This is a genomic window from Sporanaerobium hydrogeniformans (assembly GCF_002735925.1).
GTDB lineage: Bacteria > Bacillota > Clostridia > Lachnospirales > Cellulosilyticaceae > Sporanaerobium > Sporanaerobium hydrogeniformans.
In genome coordinates, this window is record NZ_PEDL01000026.1 from 13,038 (window position 1) to 33,083 (window position 20,046).

At 35.7% G+C, this 20,046-nt stretch carries 18 protein-coding genes and 1 pseudogene; 8 read left to right on the forward strand and 11 right to left on the reverse strand.

Translation table 11 applies throughout. From position 1 onward, the window contains the following. Positions 1–230 precede the first annotated feature (230 nt). Positions 231–1,391 carry an amidase domain-containing protein gene (locus tag CS063_RS15385; RefSeq protein ID WP_308415540.1) on the forward strand — a complete coding sequence of 387 codons (1,161 nt, stop codon included), beginning with the start codon at positions 231–233 and terminating at the stop codon, positions 1,389–1,391. A gap of 16 nt (positions 1,392–1,407) precedes the next feature. Next, positions 1,408–2,163 (forward strand): N-acetylmuramoyl-L-alanine amidase, encoded by a 756-nt coding sequence (locus tag CS063_RS15390; protein ID WP_099450582.1) that lies wholly within the window; start codon positions 1,408–1,410, stop codon positions 2,161–2,163. Between the two features lie 89 nt (positions 2,164–2,252). On the opposite strand, the gene CS063_RS15395 is transcribed toward CS063_RS15390, so the two are convergent. From CS063_RS15395 to CS063_RS15420, 6 genes and pseudogenes are all read right to left on the reverse strand, one after another. Continuing rightward, on the reverse strand, positions 2,253–2,942 hold the full coding sequence (locus tag CS063_RS15395; protein WP_099450583.1) for a DUF554 domain-containing protein: 690 nt from the start codon (positions 2,940–2,942) through the stop codon (positions 2,253–2,255). Between the two features lie 16 nt (positions 2,943–2,958). Continuing rightward, positions 2,959–4,140, reverse strand: a complete 1,182-nt coding sequence (locus CS063_RS15400) for an aspartate aminotransferase family protein (protein ID WP_099450584.1) — start codon at positions 4,138–4,140, stop codon at positions 2,959–2,961. Beyond that, a complete protein-coding gene (argB, locus tag CS063_RS15405; protein WP_099450585.1) occupies positions 4,137–5,012 on the reverse strand; it encodes an acetylglutamate kinase in 876 nt (291 codons plus the stop codon). The genes CS063_RS15400 and argB overlap by 4 nt, the downstream gene beginning before the upstream one ends. 14 nt (positions 5,013–5,026) lie before the next feature. Then, a pseudogene (argJ, locus tag CS063_RS15410) lies at positions 5,027–6,246 on the reverse strand (bifunctional ornithine acetyltransferase/N-acetylglutamate synthase). A 224-nt stretch (positions 6,247–6,470) separates the two neighbouring features. Then, positions 6,471–7,337: a metallophosphoesterase gene (locus tag CS063_RS15415; protein WP_099450586.1), complete on the reverse strand. Its 867-nt coding sequence runs from the start codon at positions 7,335–7,337 to the stop codon at positions 6,471–6,473. A gap of 14 nt (positions 7,338–7,351) precedes the next feature. Then, positions 7,352–7,993: a RecX family transcriptional regulator gene (locus CS063_RS15420; RefSeq protein ID WP_099450587.1), complete on the reverse strand. Its 642-nt coding sequence runs from the start codon at positions 7,991–7,993 to the stop codon at positions 7,352–7,354. Between the two features lie 197 nt (positions 7,994–8,190). Between CS063_RS15420 and CS063_RS15425 the strand changes: the two genes are divergently transcribed. Then, on the forward strand, positions 8,191–8,370 hold the full coding sequence (locus tag CS063_RS15425) for an HTH domain-containing protein (protein ID WP_308415543.1): 180 nt from the start codon (positions 8,191–8,193) through the stop codon (positions 8,368–8,370). Between the two features lie 74 nt (positions 8,371–8,444). On the opposite strand, the gene CS063_RS15430 is transcribed toward CS063_RS15425, so the two are convergent. Both CS063_RS15430 and CS063_RS15435 read right to left on the reverse strand, forming a co-directional pair. Continuing rightward, positions 8,445–10,511, reverse strand: coding sequence for a YcdB/YcdC domain-containing protein (locus CS063_RS15430; protein WP_099450589.1), 2,067 nt, complete (start codon positions 10,509–10,511; stop codon positions 8,445–8,447). Between the two features lie 111 nt (positions 10,512–10,622). Then, positions 10,623–11,603, reverse strand: coding sequence for a carbohydrate kinase family protein (locus CS063_RS15435; protein ID WP_099450590.1), 981 nt, complete (start codon positions 11,601–11,603; stop codon positions 10,623–10,625). A 236-nt stretch (positions 11,604–11,839) separates the two neighbouring features. Here CS063_RS15435 and speD point away from each other — a divergent pair, with 236 nt between their 5' ends. Genes speD through speB form a run of 3 tightly spaced genes read left to right on the forward strand, consistent with a single transcriptional unit; the run spans position 11,840 to position 14,422 of the window. Beyond that, the gene (speD, locus tag CS063_RS15440; protein WP_099450591.1) at positions 11,840–12,670 is read left to right on the forward strand and encodes an adenosylmethionine decarboxylase; all 831 of its coding nucleotides are present in this window, start codon (positions 11,840–11,842) and stop codon (positions 12,668–12,670) included. A gap of 38 nt (positions 12,671–12,708) precedes the next feature. Continuing rightward, positions 12,709–13,563 (forward strand): polyamine aminopropyltransferase, encoded by an 855-nt coding sequence (gene speE / locus CS063_RS15445; protein ID WP_099450592.1) that lies wholly within the window; start codon positions 12,709–12,711, stop codon positions 13,561–13,563. Then, entirely contained in the window at positions 13,556–14,422 is an 867-nt protein-coding gene (gene speB, locus CS063_RS15450) for an agmatinase (RefSeq protein WP_099450593.1), read from the forward strand. The genes speE and speB overlap by 8 nt, the downstream gene beginning before the upstream one ends. Before the next feature lie 83 nt (positions 14,423–14,505). On the opposite strand, the gene CS063_RS15455 is transcribed toward speB, so the two are convergent. Then, complete coding sequence (locus tag CS063_RS15455) at positions 14,506–15,402, reverse strand: S-layer homology domain-containing protein (RefSeq protein ID WP_099450594.1); 897 nt, start codon at positions 15,400–15,402, stop codon at positions 14,506–14,508. Between the two features lie 237 nt (positions 15,403–15,639). Here CS063_RS15455 and CS063_RS15460 point away from each other — a divergent pair, with 237 nt between their 5' ends. Both CS063_RS15460 and CS063_RS15465 read left to right on the forward strand, forming a co-directional pair. Continuing rightward, positions 15,640–16,950: a putative DNA modification/repair radical SAM protein gene (locus CS063_RS15460; RefSeq protein WP_099450595.1), complete on the forward strand. Its 1,311-nt coding sequence runs from the start codon at positions 15,640–15,642 to the stop codon at positions 16,948–16,950. A gap of 10 nt (positions 16,951–16,960) precedes the next feature. Beyond that, positions 16,961–17,704 (forward strand): TIGR03915 family putative DNA repair protein, encoded by a 744-nt coding sequence (locus CS063_RS15465; protein ID WP_099450596.1) that lies wholly within the window; start codon positions 16,961–16,963, stop codon positions 17,702–17,704. 300 nt (positions 17,705–18,004) lie between these two features. Here CS063_RS15465 and CS063_RS15470 read toward each other — a convergent pair whose 3' ends face one another. Next, positions 18,005–19,324: a DUF2812 domain-containing protein gene (locus CS063_RS15470; protein ID WP_099450597.1), complete on the reverse strand. Its 1,320-nt coding sequence runs from the start codon at positions 19,322–19,324 to the stop codon at positions 18,005–18,007. Continuing rightward, a complete protein-coding gene (locus CS063_RS15475) occupies positions 19,317–19,640 on the reverse strand; it encodes a PadR family transcriptional regulator (protein WP_099450598.1) in 324 nt (107 codons plus the stop codon). Before CS063_RS15475 ends, CS063_RS15470 begins: the two co-directional genes overlap by 8 nt. Between the last annotated feature and the right edge of the window lie 406 nt (positions 19,641–20,046).

Consider the following 20,046-nt stretch of genomic DNA (forward strand, 5'->3'; position numbering starts at 1 on the left):
ATCTTCAAGTTCTCTCTCTTATTTCAAGCTATTTCTGTATTTATTTTCTATTTTATCATACCCTATTTTATAAAAAAAGTCCCTACCTCTACTTACGCTGTTATTATTCTCGTATTTTATCACTTTTTTTAAACTACTCATGCCTTTCATCCAAAATTTCCACTTATATTATTTTCAAGTTGGTACAGAATATAGTATGACTAAATTTTTGAATTAAAGGGGATAACACTGTGAAATACTTGAAAAAAAATCTCTTACTTATAGTATGTTTATTATTAACCTGTCCACTGGTTACTTGGGCAGCATCCGAAGACCATGCTTATTATATTACTAGCGAACTTCTAAAAACGAACGAGCAAGTTATACCAGCTCCTACACCTTTATCTGAGGATGAATTAAAAAACCAATTTCAAGAAATACTGCAAAACCTTTTTGCTACCCGTAATAAATGTATTCTCAATCTGGACGCTAAATCTTTGCAGCCTTTTTACAATTTAAAGCTTAAAGTAAGCCTTTGGGCTTATGAAAGTGAAGAACAAAAAATTAAATACTTCAAAAATTGGTCTGAAAAGCAGGGGATTACTTTTAATGGGATTCAATCTGTCATTAAAATCCGTAAAATTAAAGAAAAAGAACCCGGACTATTTGGTATCCTTTTTTTTGCTTCTACTGAATTTAGCTATAATTATTTAGACACACCGGATGTCAGTAATCGTTTTCGCCTAGGAACCTCTCACTATATTAATCTTAAACAGGAGGGTGATCAATTCATTATTACAAAAGAATGGTATACAGACCCTTTTGCTGATTCACTTAATCTTAATAACCTTAAATCAGATGAGGTAAAAGCTTATATTGCTTCCCATAAAGCACCAAACTATACACCCGATGAACGCACGCAACGTGCCATTGATTATGCGCATCGCTATTGTGGAGTAAGTACAGACGACAACTATCTCTTTAAATATAATAAGGATTACAAAAACTTCAATCCTGATGGTGGCGATTGTGCTAACTTTGCATCTCAAATCCTCCACGAAGGTGGTAAATTCAAAAAAACTGGTGCTTGGAACTATTCAGATAGAGAAGGTACCAAAGCATGGGTCAATGCACAAGCCTTTAAGAATTATATGGTGCATAGTGGTAGAGCTTCTTATATAGCCAAAGGTAGCTATGGTCAAATTTACAAGGCTTGTTACGAGCTTCGCCCTGGTGACTTTGTAGCCTATGAGAAAAAAGGAAAAATTGTACACATTTCCACAGTTACAGGCTTAGACTCTAAAGGTTATCCACTGGTAACCTGTCATAATACCGATAGGTTGTTAGTACCTTTTGATTTAGGCTGGAGCAATAGCACTATTACTTTTCATTTGATTGATGTGCACTATTAAAAATATGGAGGTACTAATGACTAAAAAAAAGCTTCTTAAAACATTCAAAAAAAGCTTAGGCTTATTTTTAGCCTTAAGCTTTTTAGGGGGATCTGTTCCTATACTCTATGCTGCTAACTCCTTTGTGGTGTGTATTGACCCAGGTCATCAAGCAAAAGGTGATGGCAAAACCGAACCTATTGCTCCTGGTTCAGGTAACCGTAAAGCCCGGGTTTCTTCGGGTACAAGTGGTGTCGCTACTAAAAATCCTGAATATAAAATCAACTTAGAAGCAGGGCTTATCCTCAAAGAACTTCTCGAATCGAAAGGTTATAAAGTCGTTATGACTCGTACAACCAATGATGTCAATATCAGCAATGCCGAAAGAGCGCAACTAGCCAATGAAGCCCGTGCTGATATGACCATTCGCCTCCATTGTGATAGTATTAATAATGGTGGGAAGTCTGGCTCTGTTCTCTTAGTTCCTTCACAAAAAGGAACCTATACTTCTAAAATTTATAAAGCTAGCTTTCATTATGCAACTTGCCTAAAAAAGGCTCTTCAAAATAAAGGTATTAAAGTAAATGGTATCTTTGAACGTAGTGATATGACAGGCTTTAATTGGTCCCAGGTTCCTGTTGTCATCTTTGAAATGGGCTTTATGAGTAACTGGCAAGAAGACCGTATGCTAAGTGACAAAAACTATCAGAAAAAGCTTATGGAGGCTGTATTAGAAGCCCTAGAAACTTATAAAACAGAAATTACTCCTCCACCCCACTCTTTAACTAACTAAAATATGCTATATAAAAAGAACGGCTACCATCTCCTTAGCCGTTCTTTTATCTTATCTTTATTTCTTTAAACTTACCTATTTCATTACTTTTAAAAAAAGCTCCTCACTATATAATAAATCATAGGTATAAAAACAGCAGGCAGTAAATTACCTACTTTAATCTTTGTGATCCCTAATATATTCAAACCAAGGCCGATAATAAGTACACTTCCAATACCACCAATATTAGCAATTTGTGTTGTATCTAAAACTGTTCCTAGAAAACTTGAGCTTAGAGCAATAAACCCTTGATAGAGAAAGACTGGTACAGCAGAAAATATAACACCAATTCCCATAGTGGAAGTATAGATAATAGAGGTAATACCATCTAACATAGATTTAATATAGAGCATCGTATGATTGCCCTCTAAACCACTTTGAATAGCTCCTACAATAGCCATGGAGCCTACACAAAAGAGCAAGCTAGCAGATACAAACCCCTCCGCAATATTACCACCTTTACCACTTTTTTTAAATTGCTTCTCAATGTACTGTCCCAGCTCATTGAGTCTCTTATCAATATCTACTCCTTCTCCTATAAGGGCTCCTATAACCAATGAAATAATAAGAAGAAGTGTATCTGTTGTTTTAAGACTTCCTTCTATTCCTACAAAAAGAACACTGAGTCCCAATGCTTTCATCAGCATCTCATCAAAGCGTTTAGGAATGCCCCCTTTAATCAAGAGCCCTAATAAGCTCCCTATTACAATAGTTGCTGTATTTACAATCGTTCCTATCATCCTTTGTACTCCTTGTTTAGTTCACTTTACTTAAGACCTTTTTTAAAATATCTATTGCTTCATCCACTTCAGCTTTGCTTATAATAAGAGGTGGTACAAAACGTACTACATTTAAACCTGAACCTACAACAAGCATACCTTTTTCCATGCAAAGAGTTACTACCTCTTTCACTGGTATAGTTAGTTCAATCCCTTGCATAAGTCCCATTCCTCTTACCTCTTTAATGCAGGAAAACTCTCTTTGAAGCTCCTTCAAACAAGCTTCTAAATAATTTCCTACTTTCTTTACCTGCTTTAAAAGTGGGGTTTCAAGAAGTTCCTTCAACACAACAGCTGCCGCAGTAGTTGCTAATGGATTCCCTCCAAAAGTAGAGGCATGATCAGCTGGCTCAAAAACATCTGCCTTCTCATTACAAAGCATAGCACCAATGGGTACTCCACCCCCTAAGCCCTTTGCTAAAGTAACCACATCTGGTTGAATAGCGAAGTTCTCAAAAGCAAAAAGCTTCCCTGTTCGCCCCATACCTGTTTGCACTTCATCTATCATGAATAAAATATTCTTTTCTTTACAAAGTGCTTCTACTGCTTGAAGGTATTCTTTTTGTCCGGGAATAATCCCACCCTCTCCTTGAATCACCTCCAACAAAACGGCACAAGTATCCTCATCCACTAAAGCCTTTAAGCTATTAAAATCATTATACTGGGCATAGCTATAACCTGGCAACATAGGTGTAAAACTTTTTTGATATTTCATTTGTCCTGTTGCACCTAAAGCTCCATACGTTCTCCCATGAAAGGAATGCTCCATCGTTACTACCTTATTGCAGGTTGCACTCTTGGTTTTTCCAAACTTTTTAGCGAGTTTCAGAGCTGCTTCATTGGCCTCTGCACCGCTGTTACAAAAAAATGCTTTTGCAAAAGGGGAGTTTTCTACTAAAAGTCTAGCTGCTTCTACTTGCTGAGGTGTATAATAAAGGTTAGAAATGTGAAGAAGTTCATCTACTTGCTTTTTAAGTGCCTCACTTAATCCTTTATGCCCATAGCCTAAAGCATTCACTGCAATTCCTGCACACATATCTAAATATTTCTTACCTGTCTCATCATAAACATAAACGCCTTCTCCTTTAATCAGTGATAAAGGAAAACGGCTGTACGTATTCATTATATACTTTTGGCCTTGTAAAATAGTCACGCTCATTTTCTTTCCTCCTTTTTATAGAGCATGGTTCCAATTCCATTTGGCGTATAAATTTCAAGAATCAATGCATGTTTTTGCCTGCCATCTAAAATATGTACCATCGATACACCTTCTTCAATAGCCTCCATACAGCACTCTACCTTTGGAATCATCCCCCCAGCAATAATACCTTCTTCAATATATTTTTTTGCCTCTTCATCATTTAAAAAGGAAATAAGGCTAGAAGGGTCATCCTTATCTTTTAGAACCCCTTCAACATCCGTTAAAAACACAAGTTTTTGAGCCTTCAAAGCACCTGCAATAGCTACTGCCGCATAATCTGCATTAATATTATAGGTGTTACCTTCTTCGTCCGAACCAATAGGTGAAATAACGGGTATAAAATCGCTGTTAATCAATGTTTCAATCAACTCTGTATGAACCTTTTCAATTTCACCTACAAACCCTAAATCAATCTCCCCTTTTTGAAGCTTCTTGGCTCTTAAAATTTTCCCATCCTTACCTGTTAGCCCAACAGCTAAGCCACCTTGACCAGAAATCATTTCTACGATTTGCTTATTGACTTTACCAGCTAATACCATTTCTACAACTTCCATGGTTTCCTTTGTTGTGACACGTAAGCCATTGATGAATTCAGACTGAATATCAAGACGTTTTAGCATATTATTAATTTCTGGCCCACCACCATGTACAATAATTGGCTTAAGCCCCACCAGTTTAAGCAGAACCATGTCTTGCACAATCGTCTTATTGATTTCTGGATCTAGCATGGCACTTCCACCATATTTAATCACCACTCGATTTCCATTAAATGCTTGTATATAAGGTAGTGCCTCAATAAGTACCTGTGCTTTTTCTAAACCCTTATCCATCTTCTTCTCTCTCCTTAGCTTCTATAGTCTCCATTAATTTTTACATAGTCATAACTGAGGTCACAACCCCAAGCTGTTACTTCAGCTTCTCCCTCACTCATTTGAATAAGGACTTTGATTTCACTTTCCTCTAGAACTTTTTTAGCCTTTTCTTCACTAAATTTAACAGGTAAACCTTGTTTTAATAAACTAACAAAGCCACCATTACTTTCAATCGCTATATCGACTTGATTGGGGTCAAAAGCTACACCTGCATAGCCCATAGCTGCAAAAATACGTCCCCAGTTAGCATCTGCTCCAAAAAAAGCCGTTTTAACAAGACTTGAAGTTAATATGCTTTTGGCTAACATTTTACCTGCTTCAAAGTCAGCTGCGCCTTTAATAGTTACCTCTAATAATTTAGTGGCTCCTTCACCATCTTTCACAATAGAAATAGCAATATATTTACATACCTCATAGAGTGCATTAAAAAACTTATCAAACGCTTCGCCTTCTTCTGCAATAAGCTTGTTACCTGCTTCTCCATTAGCAATAACAAGTACTGTATCATTGGTACTCGTATCTCCATCTACAGTAATCATGTTAAAAGTCGTATTAATAGCTTTCTGAAGTGCTTTTTGAAGCATCTCGGCAGTAATATTTACATCCGTTGTAATAAATCCTAGCATTGTTGCCATATTAGGATGAATCATCCCTGAGCCTTTTCCCATTCCACCAATTGTAAACGTAACACCTTCCACTTCTTCCTGTACTGCAATGGTTTTACTAAATGTATCTGTCGTTAAGATGGCATCAGAGGCGTTTTTTGCCCCTTCCCCTGTATCACTAACTGTTGCTGCTACCTGTGGAATCCCTTTGGTAATCACATTCATAGGAAGATTTACACCAATTACACCTGTTGAACATACCAATACTTCTTCTTTTTGAATATTAAAAACCTTAGCTGTTATAGCTGCCATTTCAGCAGTATCTTGATAGCCTTGTTCACCCGTTGCCGCATTAGCATTTCCACTATTTGCAACAATTGCCCGTACTTTGCCACCTGCTTTTAAAATCTCTTTGTTCCATAAAACAGAAGAAGCCTTTACTACATTTGAGTAAATGCTCCTGCCATAACGCAAGGCGTCTTACTATAAATGATCGCTAAGTCTTTCTTCTTGGATTTAATCCCAATAAAATCTCCATTTGCCAAAAATCCTTTTGCCGCTGTTACACTACCTTGTACAAGTCTCATAATCCTACCCTCCATAACCTGTTCCTATTTCTTCTATAGCAACACCGATAAATTTTCTTATTTATTTATAATTATAAAACTAGTTTTATATTTATTCAATACTTATTTTTATATTTATTAATATTTTTGCATCTTTATGCATTATTTTTTAAATATAATTCAAAACACACCTTACAAAGCCGTTAGTTTTTGTTAAGCTCCAACGACTCTATAAGGTGTGTTTTTTACTTACTTCCTACTAAAAATAATGTTACTTCTGGTATGTTCATTAAACGGTAAGGAAGCTGACTTCCCCCTATGCCCCGATTGACATAAAGTGTCATCCTTGGATTTGCCTCAAATGTATAAAGTCCTTTTATATATTTACGTGCATAAGGAGGTGTAAAGGGGGGACCTAAAAAAGGAAGAGCTACCTGTCCACCGTGACTATGCCCTGCTACTTGAAGATCAACCGGATAGGCTTTTACTTCATCAGCACAATCGGGTGCGTGAGACATAAAAATATTATATTCTTCTTTTTTAATTTGCCTTACTGCACTCTTAATATCTGGATTTCCTAATGAATGATCATCTATCCCCATGATACGAATCCTCTCTTCAGATGGGAGTGTAATAAGTACATCATTGTTTTTAAGCAAAGTAAAGCCACCTTCCTCTATAATCTGCTTATAAAGCTTACTTCCATTGGCACCATGATCATGATTGCCATAGACTGCAAATTTCCCATAAGTAGCCTTAATCTCTTTTAGTAGCCTTCCTACTTGTTCCCCCTCTCTATACTTTCCTCCTTCGTCTAATAAATCTCCTGTGAAAAGGACTAGGTCGGGTGAACACTTATTGATTTGATCCACTAGTTTAACAAGGTCTTGAATACTGTAATATTCTCCTAAATGGACATCACTAAACTGAACAATACGTAATCCCTCTGCTTCAAAATAATGTGTATCTAAACTTTCCTTTTCTACCACTAATAGACGTGGCTCTATGTATCTTACATAGATATAAAGGCCTACCCCCATAAGAAAGAGTGTGAGCACCAGTTGAATGAGTCTAATGATGAGTCTACAGACTCCCTTTATTAATCGAGACATCTTTCACCTCCTTCTTATTCATTATTCTCTTTTAGAACAAGTTCTATTACCTTTGCAATTGTATCTGCCCCAAAGCCTCTTTGCATTAAAAAACTATAGAGTTTTCCCTTTAAGATATACATATTGCTCTCTTTACGCCTATAACTTACTAACTTCTTTTCTGCAGCTAGTTTGCAATTTTCCAACTCCTCTTCCTCACTATACTGTGTATTTAAAGCTTCTGTAATTTTTTTTGTTGATACACCCTTTTGGCGTAGTGCCTCCTTTATATAATAAGGTCCTTTTTTAGAAAAACGTTTTTTATCATTCACAAAAGCATTCACTAATCGCTCCTCATCTAAATACCCATAGCTATTTAGTTTTTCTATTGCAAAATCAATCTGCTCCTCTGTATATTCTTTTGCCTTAAGTTTATTTCTTAAAACCTTTTCAAAATAATTTTGACGTTCTAAAAGCCAAAGGGCATAATGAAAGCACTGATTGCGTCCTTCTTCTTCTATTAATGCCCTCAGTGTTTCTTCTTCTATTTCCATCCCTTTTTTAAGCCCTAACTTCACGAGAGTATCTTCACTTATGCCACAAAAAAATGCTTCATCTAAAAAAAGATTGTATCGTTCGGCATGCTGTTGACTACTTATTTTTGTAATTTTTTTCATCGCAAACTCCTTTTACCATTCTCTTCTCTATTATAGCTAATTCGGTAAAGCTTTTTCTAGTAGGTACTATACAATTTCTGCCAAATAAATATGATTTTACACCTATTATTTAATAATAATTATTATTGATTATATTTGAGTTTTGTTCTATAATAAATTATAATCATTTATTATCCTATTTAGCCAAGGAGGTTTGTATGATGGAAACAATGAATAAAGTACTTGAAACACTTAAGGCAAATGCTGAACCTATGAAAGCTGGAGATATTGCAGAAGCAACAGGCCTTGATAAAAAAGCTATTACCGCTGCCTTAACAGCTCTTAAAGCCGACGGTTCTATTATCTCTCCAAAACGTTGTTATTACAGTGCTAAATAAACTATTTCTTTCTAAAAAACAAAAACACCTTAACTAGTCTGAGACTACTAAGGTGTTTTTGTTTTGAAATTTGTTTATCTTAAACTATTATAAATATATTGAGCTACCTGTGCTCGACTTACTTCTGCTTTTGGATTAAACTCTAAATCTCCTGCTATTAAATCGAGTCCAAAAGCTAACGTAATGTATCCTTTTAATTCCTCATTTGTTTCTGTTTTAAAAGGATAGTTGTAAATATTTTTAAGCTGCGCTATCTTTTTATACCCTGCGTCATTTATTAAATATTTGATAAGTGTTTCATGTGTAAGGATAAGTTTAGGGTTTTTCTCTGTTTCTTCAAGGATTCCTTTTTGAATTGCTCTTCGGTAAACTTCTGTTTCATCAATGCTACTACTGGTCATTTTTTGTAAATATCTTAAAAAATCAACTTGAGTGACAGATACTTCTGGCTTAAATGTCTTACCTGGTAAAGAGTAACCACTTTCATAAAGCTTCTTAATAATGGCTTTAGCTGGATGCTTTTCAAGGTCTGTATAAAAGCCTTGTTCTTTTTCTATAGCTGGTTTACCTTGATAATCTATTTTTTCACCTGTGTAAGGATTAAATAATCCCTGTTCTTCCTCACAGGTATAACTTAATTTACGTTCCTCATTACCTGTACTTACATACATGAGTTTAAGCCCTATATTGCTAATGATCTCTTCTTTACTTAATTCGCCCTTTATAGGCTCAAAGTTAAAATCATTCCACATTAGATTATAACTTGTTATCTCGTCATAAACCTTATTGTAAGTCATACGTATGCCATCTCCACTAACAGGTACGGTATTTTCTAGACGTTCAAAATAAAAACTTTGACTAGGTTGCCCTTTTGTCTCCAATGGCCTAACTTGCTGCTCAGCTTCTTCTGTATAATGTGTCTTTTCATACTTATCTTTAGCTAATTCCTTTGCAAGAGCCTCCACCTTTGCATGAGTTACTTTTTCATCACGTTCAGGCACTGTATCAACATAAGGTAAATAGATATTATAATTTAAAACTTCACCTGTTTGAGCATTTACTCTCAGATGAATAGTTCCCTCTCTTTCAAAAGAATCTTCACTTAGGTCTTTTTTAAGAGGTACTTCACTCTCTTTAAGTGCTACTGTTCCACTAATGTTCCAAATATAACGCTGACTTATTTCATCTTTGTAAAGTCTGTCATAAGTTACTTTCATCCCGTTTACGCGCGAAAAAGAGTTAGCAACTCTTTTAATAGCTTCTTCTTTTGTCAAAAGTCCTTTTGTTACTTCTATCACCTGAGTTTCCTCAGGTGTGAGCCCCGTATCCATTTTGGCATTTTCTGCATACCCTGTTAAATCCTGTGCATAAGGAACTCCATTCATTTCTTCTTGAGGTACATATACTTCTCCCGTAAAAGCATCAATGACTTTACGTGAACTATTTTGTGCTATATAAGCGGGAAAGCTTTTCATCGTTTTTGTTTTGTAATCATAAAAAAGCATATATTTAAGCTGTACACCTATTTTTTCTTTATAAATGGCCTCTGCTTCTTTTAAAGTAAGCTTCGGCTTATGCAAGCTATAGGTAAACCGATCCTTATTCATACCAGAAAACTGATATACCTTGCCATCCTGTTTGCTTACCGCTACAGAAATCTCCACATCTTTTACCTTAATGCCATTTGGACAATAATCAAAACCAAATTCATAGTAGTACCCATCAAAATACCCACGGTTCTCATTTAACCTAAGCTTCGACTCGTATTCTGGTACCACTTTTTTCAAAAAGGCATTAGCATTTTCAAGTGCTTTCTCATAAGAAATCTTGGCTAAGTCCTTTTCATCCCCCTTCTCATTATCGTGGTTATAGCTGTAATTTAGAATCGTTCCTGTTTCCTTATCAACAACTACACTTATCCTTCTTTCTTGTTTTTGCTTATCTCTCCAAGTAAAATAATACCTATTTTCTTTGTCTCGGCTTCTTAAGTCATATTCAAACTCACTGAGCGCTTCAGGCACCTCAATTCTTTGTTTCGTGCTTAGAATACGTGCTTCTAAATCCTTATCCATTTCCTTTGCCCATAATGAAGTCGGTAATAATAAAATAAAAGCTAACATTAAACTTAAAATTCTTTTCATCTTTCTCCCCCTCATTGTCATTTTACTATTAAGACGTTATACTTATTTGTTTAGTTCCTTATTTGAAAATAATTTTAAAATTTTAATTAATTATAGTATACTCTAGCTTTTTTATTTATTAATACCTCTGACTTCTCCTCTAAAACTTTTTTCCTCCCATTTACAAGCGGTCATCACCTGCTCTACTTGTTTATAATTAAGCTCTGGATGAATGGTTTCTTCATGTGAAATAGTAATATTAGATAAAGTAATAGCTAACTTTACTGTTTCTTTTATATTAGTAGCATTCATGTAACCATAGCCAAGACCTGCTACAAAAGCATCACCTGCACCCGTTACATTTTTAACCACTAAAGGCATACCCCTAATGATGCCCTCTTCTTTACCATTATTGTAATAAATGCCTTCTGTATCTAGGCTAATAAATACATTCTGTACACCAATGGCTCTAAAATAAGCTCCTGCCTCTCTTATAGTTTCTTCACTATCTAACCTAAAGCCACAAAGTATTTCTGCTTCATACCTATTGGGTTTAATGGTATGAAAATAAGGAAGTAAATGCTTGACACCTTGTGCTTTGGTTGTAGAAACAGGATCTAATACAAAGTGTGTATACCCTTTATAAGTCTTTACGATGTATTCAATAAGTTCAGGGTTATCTGCTCCAAAGAACATATATTCTGCCTCTTTAATGATTTTTGACCTTTTATCTACTTCTTCCTTATCAAAGCATTTAGCAATCTCAATGTCTACAACAGCAGAAACCATCTCTCCCTTTTCATCCAATATAGCTAGATACGTGGGAGTAGAAGCTCCTTTTATAATAAGGGAATCCTGCATATCTAGTCCAACCTTACTAGCTGCCTTCAAAATAGCCTGTCCCTTCTCATCTTCTCCTAAAATGGAAATAAACTTAGTGTTCATCCCTATCCTTGCCATATTTTCAGCAATATTTCTACACACACCCCCACAAGAAACCTTTACCTTTCCTGGGTTGGAATCATAAGGGCGATAGTGATTGTTAGTAAAACCAAATATATCATAAATAGAAAGCCCAAATACAAGGACATAAGGTTTACTGCTATCTGTCATCCAAACTCCTCTTTCCGCATTGTAATCATGTTTTTGAAATCAATACCTATTATGTTATCATACCTTTATAGGAATGTGTACTCTCAAATATTGCCTCTTATTTAAAAGCACTATTACTAAACAAAAAATTTTGCAATGTTTTATTTTTAATTGATTTTTAGAGGTTAATACCTTATAATAACGCCTAGAAATGTACTGTCAAAATTTAAGTTATTAAGGAGACGATTTGAAATACGATGAATAGTGAAAATCCTAGTAAACTCCGCCTTTATGGTTTTAACAATCTTACCAAAACACTTAGCTTTAATATGTATGACATTTGTTATACGAAAACTGCAGCTGATCGAATGGCTTATATTGAGTATATTGATGAACAATACAATGCCGAAAGGCTGACTCAAATTTTATCAACTGTTGCAGAAATGATTGGGGCTACTGTCCTTAATGTCGCCAAGCAAGACTATGACCCTCAAGGTGCTAGTGTTACTATTCTTATTTCAGAATGTCCCATGATAGAAGCACAGCCCAGTGCTAAGTCTGCTTCACCTGGTCCTCTTCCTCATACTGTCCTTGGTCACTTAGATAAAAGTCATATTACTGTACACACTTATCCAGAATATCATCCTTACGAAGGAATCAGTACCTTTCGGGCCGATATTGATGTAGCAACTTGTGGTGAAATCTCACCTCTTAAAGCGCTTAACTTTTTGATTCACTCCTTTGATGCAGATATCATGACCATCGATTATCGTGTACGTGGTTTTACACGTGATATCACAGGACGTAAACTCTTTATCGACCATCCCATTGATTCCATACAAAACTTTATTCCTGAGCACATTCGTATGCTCTACAACATGATTGATGTTAATGTGTATCAGGAAAATATTTTCCACACCAAATGCAAATTAAAAGGCTTTGACCTAGATAACTATCTCTTTGGTTATACTAAAGAAGACCTTCACCCTGGCGAAGCAAAAATGATAGCAAAAAGAGTAAAACGTGAAATGGATGAAATCTTTTATGGCACTACTGTCACTGAAGCTATGTTCCATATTGACGATTAAATTTCTTTTTCTTAAAACTATAAAGGAGACTCAATCCTATGAATGATTGGTATACTGAAAATCACCAACCTGATGTACACTTTTCCATTCAAGTTAAGAAGCATCTTTATTCTGAAAAAACACCTTATCAGCAAATTGATTTTTATGAAAGTGAAACCTTCGGAAAGTTTTTTACTTTAGATGGACTTATGATGGCTACAGAAAAAGACGAGTTTATTTATCATGAAATGATCGTTCACCCTTCCTTTGCTGTTAATCCTCAAATTAAACGTGTATTAGTTGTAGGAGGTGGCGACGGCGGAACTTGCCGTGAACTCCTTCGCTATCCTTTTGTTGAAAGCGTAGATCTCGTAGAGATTGACGAGCGCGTTGTACACCTTTGTCAAAAGTATTTACCTCAAACAGCTTCTTGTTTAGCCAATAACCCTAAAGTTCATCTCTGTTTTGAAGATGGACTTGACTTTGTACAAAAAGCTTCTACTGCTAGCTATGACCTTATCATCGTAGACTCGACAGATCCGATAGGACCTGGTGAAGGACTTTTTACCTATGCTTTTTATGAATCTTGTAAACGTCTCTTAACAGAAGAGGGTATTCTCATTAACCAGCATGAAAGTCCTTACTACGCTGATGATGCTACTGAAATGAAAAGAGCTCATAGTAAGCTTAAAAAAACCTTTCCTATTGCTAAGGTTTATCAATTTCATATGCCTACCTATCCTTCTGGTCATTGGCTCTTTGGCTTTGCATCTAAGCGCCTTGACCCTATTAAGGACTTAAAGGCTAAATTTTGGGAAGAACTTCAGCTTCCTACCCGTTATTATAATACTAAGCTTCATATCGGAGCCTTCATGCTCCCTACTTATGTAAAGGATGAACTAGAAAATGCATAATACTTCTCAAACTCATACGTTTATTGGCTTTGATGCCACTTATGAGCAAGCGGAACTCGTCCTTGCTGGTGCTCCTTTTGATGGGACTACAAGCTTTAGACCAGGTACGCGCTTTGCTCCTAATCAAATACGCCTTGATTCCTACGGACTTGAAACCTATTCTCCTTATCTCGATTTAGATTTAGAGGATTATGCTCTTTGTGATATAGGTGATGTAGATTTACCCTTTGGAAATACATCAAGAGCCCTAAGTACGATTCAAGACGTTGCTAAAGGGATTATAGGTGCTCATAAAAAACCACTTTTTGTAGGTGGTGAACATCTTATTAGCCTTCCTATTATCACTGAGCTTTATACTAAATACCCTGAACTTCATATCATTCACTTCGATGCCCATACAGATTTGAGAGAGGATTATTTAGGTGAGACGCTTTCTCATGCGACAGTTTTGCGGCGCGCCTGGGATTTGTTAGGTGATGGACGTATTTACCAATTTGGGATTCGCTCAGGTACACGAGAGGAATTTAATTGGGCTAAAAGTCATTTACACCTGAATCTGTTTGATACACACTCTCTAAACACAGTCTTACCTAAGCTTCAAGGTAAACCCGTCTATCTTACTGTAGACTTAGATGTATTAGATCCTTCTCTTTTTGCAGGTACAGGGACTCCTGAACCCGGTGGACTGACTTTTAAAGAATTGATGAAGGCTTTTTATCTTATTCAAAATCTAAACTTTGTAGGAGCAGACATTGTTGAGCTTTCTCCCCACTATGATCCAAGTGGTGTCTCTACTGCTGTAGCCTGTAAAGTTATTCGTGAAGTGAGCCTGATGCTGTGCAAAAAAACTTCTCTATAAAAAAATTTTAATATATTTCTTATAAGATGCTCTATAAAAAGTACCTATTGATTATTTTAAACACATCAATAGGTACTTTTATTTTATCTTCGTGGCTCTATAGCTGGTTGCTCATTTTTTACACTGGCACATAAAATAGCTTGATATGCCCAGTAATTTTCAGGTAAATCACTATAAGGATTTACAATATTTGTTTGTTTGCAAAGGCGATTAAAAAGCTGATTAATAATAACGACAGCTTGTGCCCTTGATACTAATTTATCTGATTGACTAAGTTTACTTAATTCCTGGGATTCTCCCTTAATATAAGGTGCTAACTTGGATACAACTTCTAAAAATTCCTTTTCGGTTACCGTATCAAAAGGATTAAATTTTCCTTCTGCATCTGGTGCAAAAATACCTAGTTTAGTAACATAATTGATATTATCTGTACTATAGCGTGCAGGATTTAAATCTGTATAAATATTAGGCATTTTAGGTACATTGGCATCACTTATAATGCGTGCTAGCATAGAAGCAAATTCTTCCCTTGTTACTGCTTGATCTGGTCTAAAGGTACCATCTTCATAACCACCTACATAGGGATAATTAATGATACTAGTTGGTGCTTCCTCTATAGTTACACAAACTTTAGTAGAAGCACTACATCCATTCTCTGTGTACTTAATCGTTACATTATAGCTACCAAGCTTATCCTTTATGTCTACATAATTGGTTTCATAATTTTTTACCTCTATAGGCTCCGTTACTCCTTTATAGTAAGCTTCTACCTTAACTTGTTTTTTAAAGTCTTCTTCACTACTTCCTCGTGGGAGTATAAGCTCATTAGGTGTCGCTTTTATTTTCTTAAGTACCTTTCCTTTAACGGTATACGTACTAGAAGTGGTCTTATTCACTGTATTAGCAAAGCTGACTTGTGGCACCATCATACCCAAACAAAGAATTAAGATACTCATTTTCTGAATAGTAGCTTTCTTCACTTTTTCTCTCTCCTTTTAACTTATGTTTCTCTCTTATCTGTACTACTCATTACTTTTTGCATAAGCCTCATTTTTGAAATACTTTATGAAAATTATTATTCCACTTGCCCATCTAATTATTCTTACTTTATTGTAAAAGTTACATCAACTTACTTTAAATAAAAAGAGTATATTGCATTTCTAAAAAGCTTATACTATAATAGAACATATGTTCGATTTCGAAAAGAGGGTGAAAATATGGATATAAAAACAAAACTAGAGATTTTATCAGATGCAGCTAAATATGATGTTTCCTGTTCTTCTTCTGGTTCACGTCGTCCTACGCAAAAAGGTGACCTAGGTTCTACAGCAGCAGCAGGTATTTGTCATAGCTTTACCCCAGATGGCAGATGCATCTCATTATTTAAAATCCTGTTAACCAATTACTGCCAGTATGACTGCGCTTATTGTATGAATCGTAAATCGAATGATATACCTCGTGCTGCCTTTACAGTAGATGAAGTGATCGACCTAACCATCCATTTTTATAGACGTAATTACATCGAGGGACTTTTTTTAAGCTCTGCTATTTTTAAAAGTCCTAACCATACCATGGAACTTCTCACTACTATTGTAAGAAAGCTCCGACAAGAACAAGGCTTTAAGGGTTATATTCATTTAAAAGCTATTCCTGGGGCAGATGAAATACTCATTCATGAAGCAGGACTCTATGTAGACCGTATGAGTGTTAACATTGAACTTCCTTCTTCTTCTTCCTTAAAGCGCCTTGCTCCTGATAAGAAAAAGGAAGAAATTTTTACACCTATGAAAAGTATTAGCACACATATTGTGAGCCATCAAGAAGAGTGGAAAAAGTCTCAAAAAGCTCCTCTGTTCGTTCCCGGTGGTCAAAGTACCCAGCTCATTATTGGGGCTACCCCAGATAGTGATTTAAATATCCTTACCCTTACCCAAAAGCTTTATGATAAATACCGCCTCAAAAGAGTTTATTATTCAGCTTATGTACCTGTTAATAAAGATAAGGAACTTCCTTCTATTGAAAATCCTCCTACTTTAAGGGAACATCGTCTTTACCAAAGTGATTGGTTACTTCGCTTTTATGGTTTTAGAGCGAATGAACTACTAGATGAAGAGCACCCTAACCTCGATATCTACTTTGACCCTAAAACCTCCTGGGCACTTGCACATCTTGATCAATTTCCTGTAGAAATCAATAAAGCTTCTTATCCTTTACTGCTTCGTGTACCTGGGATTGGTGTCCGTAGTGCACAGCGCATTATGAGTAGCCGTCGCATTGCTCCACTTGATTACAGTGATTTAAAAAAACTAGGGATTGTATTAAAACGTGCCCAATACTTTATCACCTGCAATACTAAATACTATGGTTCTGTAGCTTTAGATGAGGATAGAATACGTAAAGCTTTGAGGCCTACTTCTTTTTCTGCAGATATAGGTAAAACTTATGAACAGCTTAGTTTGTTTACCTCTTCCCCAAAACCTCTACTTCTTATTGAAGATAGCTTAAGTGCTTTAACAGGCGAAATATAAAGGAGCAACTATGAAAGATTATGTTTATGATGGAAGCTTTGAGGGGCTTCTTACCACCCTTTTTTATACTTATAAAGAAAAAGACTCTCTATGTATTTATAAAAAGGAAGATTACATCCCAAGTTTAATAGAAGAGGTTCTTACTATTATCACTGAAGAGGATAAAGCAGACCGCGTGTACCGTAGCCTTCTTTCTAAACTTTCTTTTGAAACTCTCACCAATGTTTACCATCTTTATTTAAGTGATCTCCCCCAATCCGAAAATCTTATACTAGACTATATACGACTTTGCTATCAGTACTCTGCTACTATCAACCTCGCCAAAAATAATCCCATCATTCACAAAGTAGAGAACTATACTCGCAAGGTTACCCTTGAAGCCCATCGTATGATAGGCTTTGTACGTTTTAGAGAAATTCATTCGGGTATCTTTTATGCCCAAATTGAGCCAGATCATCATATCCTGCCTCTCATTATAGAGCATTTCCAAAAACGCTTTAGCAATCAGTATTTCATTATCCATGATTTAAAACGTGAATTAGCCCTTGTCTATAACAAACAAGAAGCTTACCTAAAAGATTTTTCACCTGAAGAGAAGGAGAAGCTTTTAAATTTTGCTAACAAAGATGGATTTGAAGAACTCTTTAAAAGCTATTATAAAGCTACCACTATCCCTGAACGTCTTAATGAAAGACAACGCCGTTCTTACATGCCTCGTCGCTACTGGAAACATCTTTTTGAAGTCTCATCTTAAATCTGTGCACATTAAAACTCACTTAACTCTATATGGGCGTATAGGGTTAAGTGAGTCTTCTATGAGTAATAAAACCTCGTTACCGTTTTGGTGGATAAGCTCCGGTTGATGCCGCATAGCTTATACTACGGTTAAGAATGCTTCGGTGAGTATACTTCATGGTAACTTCCCTCCTACATTCAGTATCGGTTTTACAAGATTTATTATATCCTTCTTTATAAAAATTATAAGTTTTTATAACTACCATTTTTAGGTATTTCTTCTAAGTTTTTATTTGCATTTTCTATATGCATTCATCTGTTAATGATAAATAAATAATCCTTTTATAGCCTCTGTACAAGGAGCATTTAGTAGCTCACCTTCTTCTCCCATCCCTTCAACTTTTAAAAGAATCTTTCCTTTTTTAAGAAGCAGTACTTCTCTTCCTTTAAAATAATAGGCTTCTTCTACATCATAGAGTCTTTCATCCAGCATCTGAGGCTCCCATCTTTCTATTTCCTCCAACATATTATTAAAAATAAATTCTGCCAGCCAAGCACTACGTGCCTCAATATATTGTGTCTCGATAACAGGTATATTTAAATTGGAGTCACGTGGTGCCCTTTCTATGTATTGATAGGAGGCTTTTACAAAAAAGGAATGTCCCTTATCCAACCTCACACTTGGTTCCTCTTCCATTTCCTTAACATTCACTTCATTTAAGGTTAAAACAGGATAATATGCCGCTTCCTTTTGAAGCTCCCAGTCATTCTTTGTATAATCACCTGTACTAATTAGCCATATACCTAAAAAGGGCCAAGCTAAAATACTTCCTACAATAAACAAAACAGCTATCCAATTAGCCTGCTTATTCTTCTTTTTCCGGCTCCAAGTTCCTATACCATAGCTTCCTATGGTAATGAATATAATAGGAATAAAACTGGCTATAACAACACGTGGTTCATTTCCAAAGTCACCTATAGCACTCCATATAAGTAGAAAAACTATCAAAAGTACATATCCATAAGAAAAATAACCTCTGCATCTTGCTCCTTGTATAGAAGGAACTTTTAAGACTTTCTCTTCATTAAGTGCCTTAACTGCCTTTCTCCTATAAGTAAGCCATAGACTTAACATCACTATCAAATAACTCATAGCAAGTGGTACCCAAATAAGAGACATACTCCCCAAATAACTTAGTAAGCTTGTATAGTCAAAGTTTTGGATTCCCATTATAAACTGTATAAGTAATAAGGGTGTTAACATAAACCAAGGTAAAAGCTCCTTATTTAAGAAAGTAGCTGAGGCAAGCTTCGTTTCAATTTCTACATCTGTTTGAATAGGAATTGCTTCTTTCTTCTCTTTTTGTTTAAAGACCTTCATCACATGAATAGCCCCACTATAAGTCCAACCTGATTCCTCACATAAAGCAATGTAATCTTCCTCTTCTTGCTTGTCAAAAATATCTACATAATAAGACCTAGACTTAGCTTCTTCACTCTTTTCAAATTTACCAAAAGGTAGTACCTTGGTTATTTGTTTAAGCTCATAGCCTTTAGCAGCCATTTGATTCAAATATATTTGTAACGCCTTATAATCTAAGGTCATAAATCCTAGAAAGCCTATCCTTCCTTTACTCATTTTTTAACCCCTTCCTATAGCACATCCCATCCTCTAATAGTTTTTTCAGCCTTTCTTCTTCCTCATAAAGAAGAATCTTCCCTTTATAGGTTAGCTTGTAAATCTTCTTACGCTCTTCTTCCCTAACTTGCTCAATAATCCCCTCTTTTTCAAAACGAGATAAAAGAGCATAAAGAGTACCTGCACCTATCACAACTCGTCCTTTTGTAAGTTCAGCAATTTTTTGCATTATGCCATAACCATGCTGCTCTTCAAGTAGAACAAGCAATATATAGTACATCGGTTCTGTCAGAGTCTTTAGTTGCTCTCTTGCCATATTTTTATCCTTTCATCTTCACTTATATCTATTATCGTTATATCTAATATCAATATACTCCTTCATAAATAAGTTGTCAATTCAACTATACTTTCACTGGCTAAATAATTTAAATTTTAGTTTATCGAGGTGTTTTACACATTAGACTACTAAAAGGAAAGGGATAGGGGATGTTCTCAGGGACCGCAAGTAAGGGAGCTCTTCGCAAGCTTCTCGGTCCTCGGATGGGTAAAATCTAAGTTCAGTCCAATAGGCTAACGGTCCTACCTATCACAAGAAAGGCACTTGTGATAACGTCCCTAAAAGCAGCCTATAGGACTTCTCTAAGATTTTACATCCATCCTGTGGAGGAAGCTTGCGAAGAGCTCCCTTACTTGCTAGCCGAAGCTTTATTCTGTTCCTATTT

Coding starts and splice junctions, on each gene's coding strand:
- CS063_RS15390 (WP_099450582.1), top strand. CDS start 1,408: ATGACTAAAAAAAAGCTTCTTAAAACATTCAAAAAAAGCTTAGGCTTA.
- CS063_RS15395 (WP_099450583.1), bottom strand. CDS start 2,942: ATGATAGGAACGATTGTAAATACAGCAACTATTGTAATAGGGAGCTTA.
- CS063_RS15400 (WP_099450584.1), bottom strand. CDS start 4,140: ATGAGCGTGACTATTTTACAAGGCCAAAAGTATATAATGAATACGTAC.
- argB (WP_099450585.1), bottom strand. CDS start 5,012: ATGGATAAGGGTTTAGAAAAAGCACAGGTACTTATTGAGGCACTACCT.
- CS063_RS15415 (WP_099450586.1), bottom strand. CDS start 7,337: ATGTCTCGATTAATAAAGGGAGTCTGTAGACTCATCATTAGACTCATT.
- CS063_RS15420 (WP_099450587.1), bottom strand. CDS start 7,993: ATGAAAAAAATTACAAAAATAAGTAGTCAACAGCATGCCGAACGATAC.
- CS063_RS15425 (WP_308415543.1), top strand. CDS start 8,191: ATGATGGAAACAATGAATAAAGTACTTGAAACACTTAAGGCAAATGCT.
- CS063_RS15430 (WP_099450589.1), bottom strand. CDS start 10,511: ATGAAAAGAATTTTAAGTTTAATGTTAGCTTTTATTTTATTATTACCG.
- CS063_RS15435 (WP_099450590.1), bottom strand. CDS start 11,603: ATGACAGATAGCAGTAAACCTTATGTCCTTGTATTTGGGCTTTCTATT.
- speD (WP_099450591.1), top strand. CDS start 11,840: ATGAATAGTGAAAATCCTAGTAAACTCCGCCTTTATGGTTTTAACAAT.
- speE (WP_099450592.1), top strand. CDS start 12,709: ATGAATGATTGGTATACTGAAAATCACCAACCTGATGTACACTTTTCC.
- speB (WP_099450593.1), top strand. CDS start 13,556: ATGCATAATACTTCTCAAACTCATACGTTTATTGGCTTTGATGCCACT.
- CS063_RS15460 (WP_099450595.1), top strand. CDS start 15,640: ATGGATATAAAAACAAAACTAGAGATTTTATCAGATGCAGCTAAATAT.
- CS063_RS15465 (WP_099450596.1), top strand. CDS start 16,961: ATGAAAGATTATGTTTATGATGGAAGCTTTGAGGGGCTTCTTACCACC.
- CS063_RS15470 (WP_099450597.1), bottom strand. CDS start 19,324: ATGAGTAAAGGAAGGATAGGCTTTCTAGGATTTATGACCTTAGATTAT.
- CS063_RS15475 (WP_099450598.1), bottom strand. CDS start 19,640: ATGGCAAGAGAGCAACTAAAGACTCTGACAGAACCGATGTACTATATA.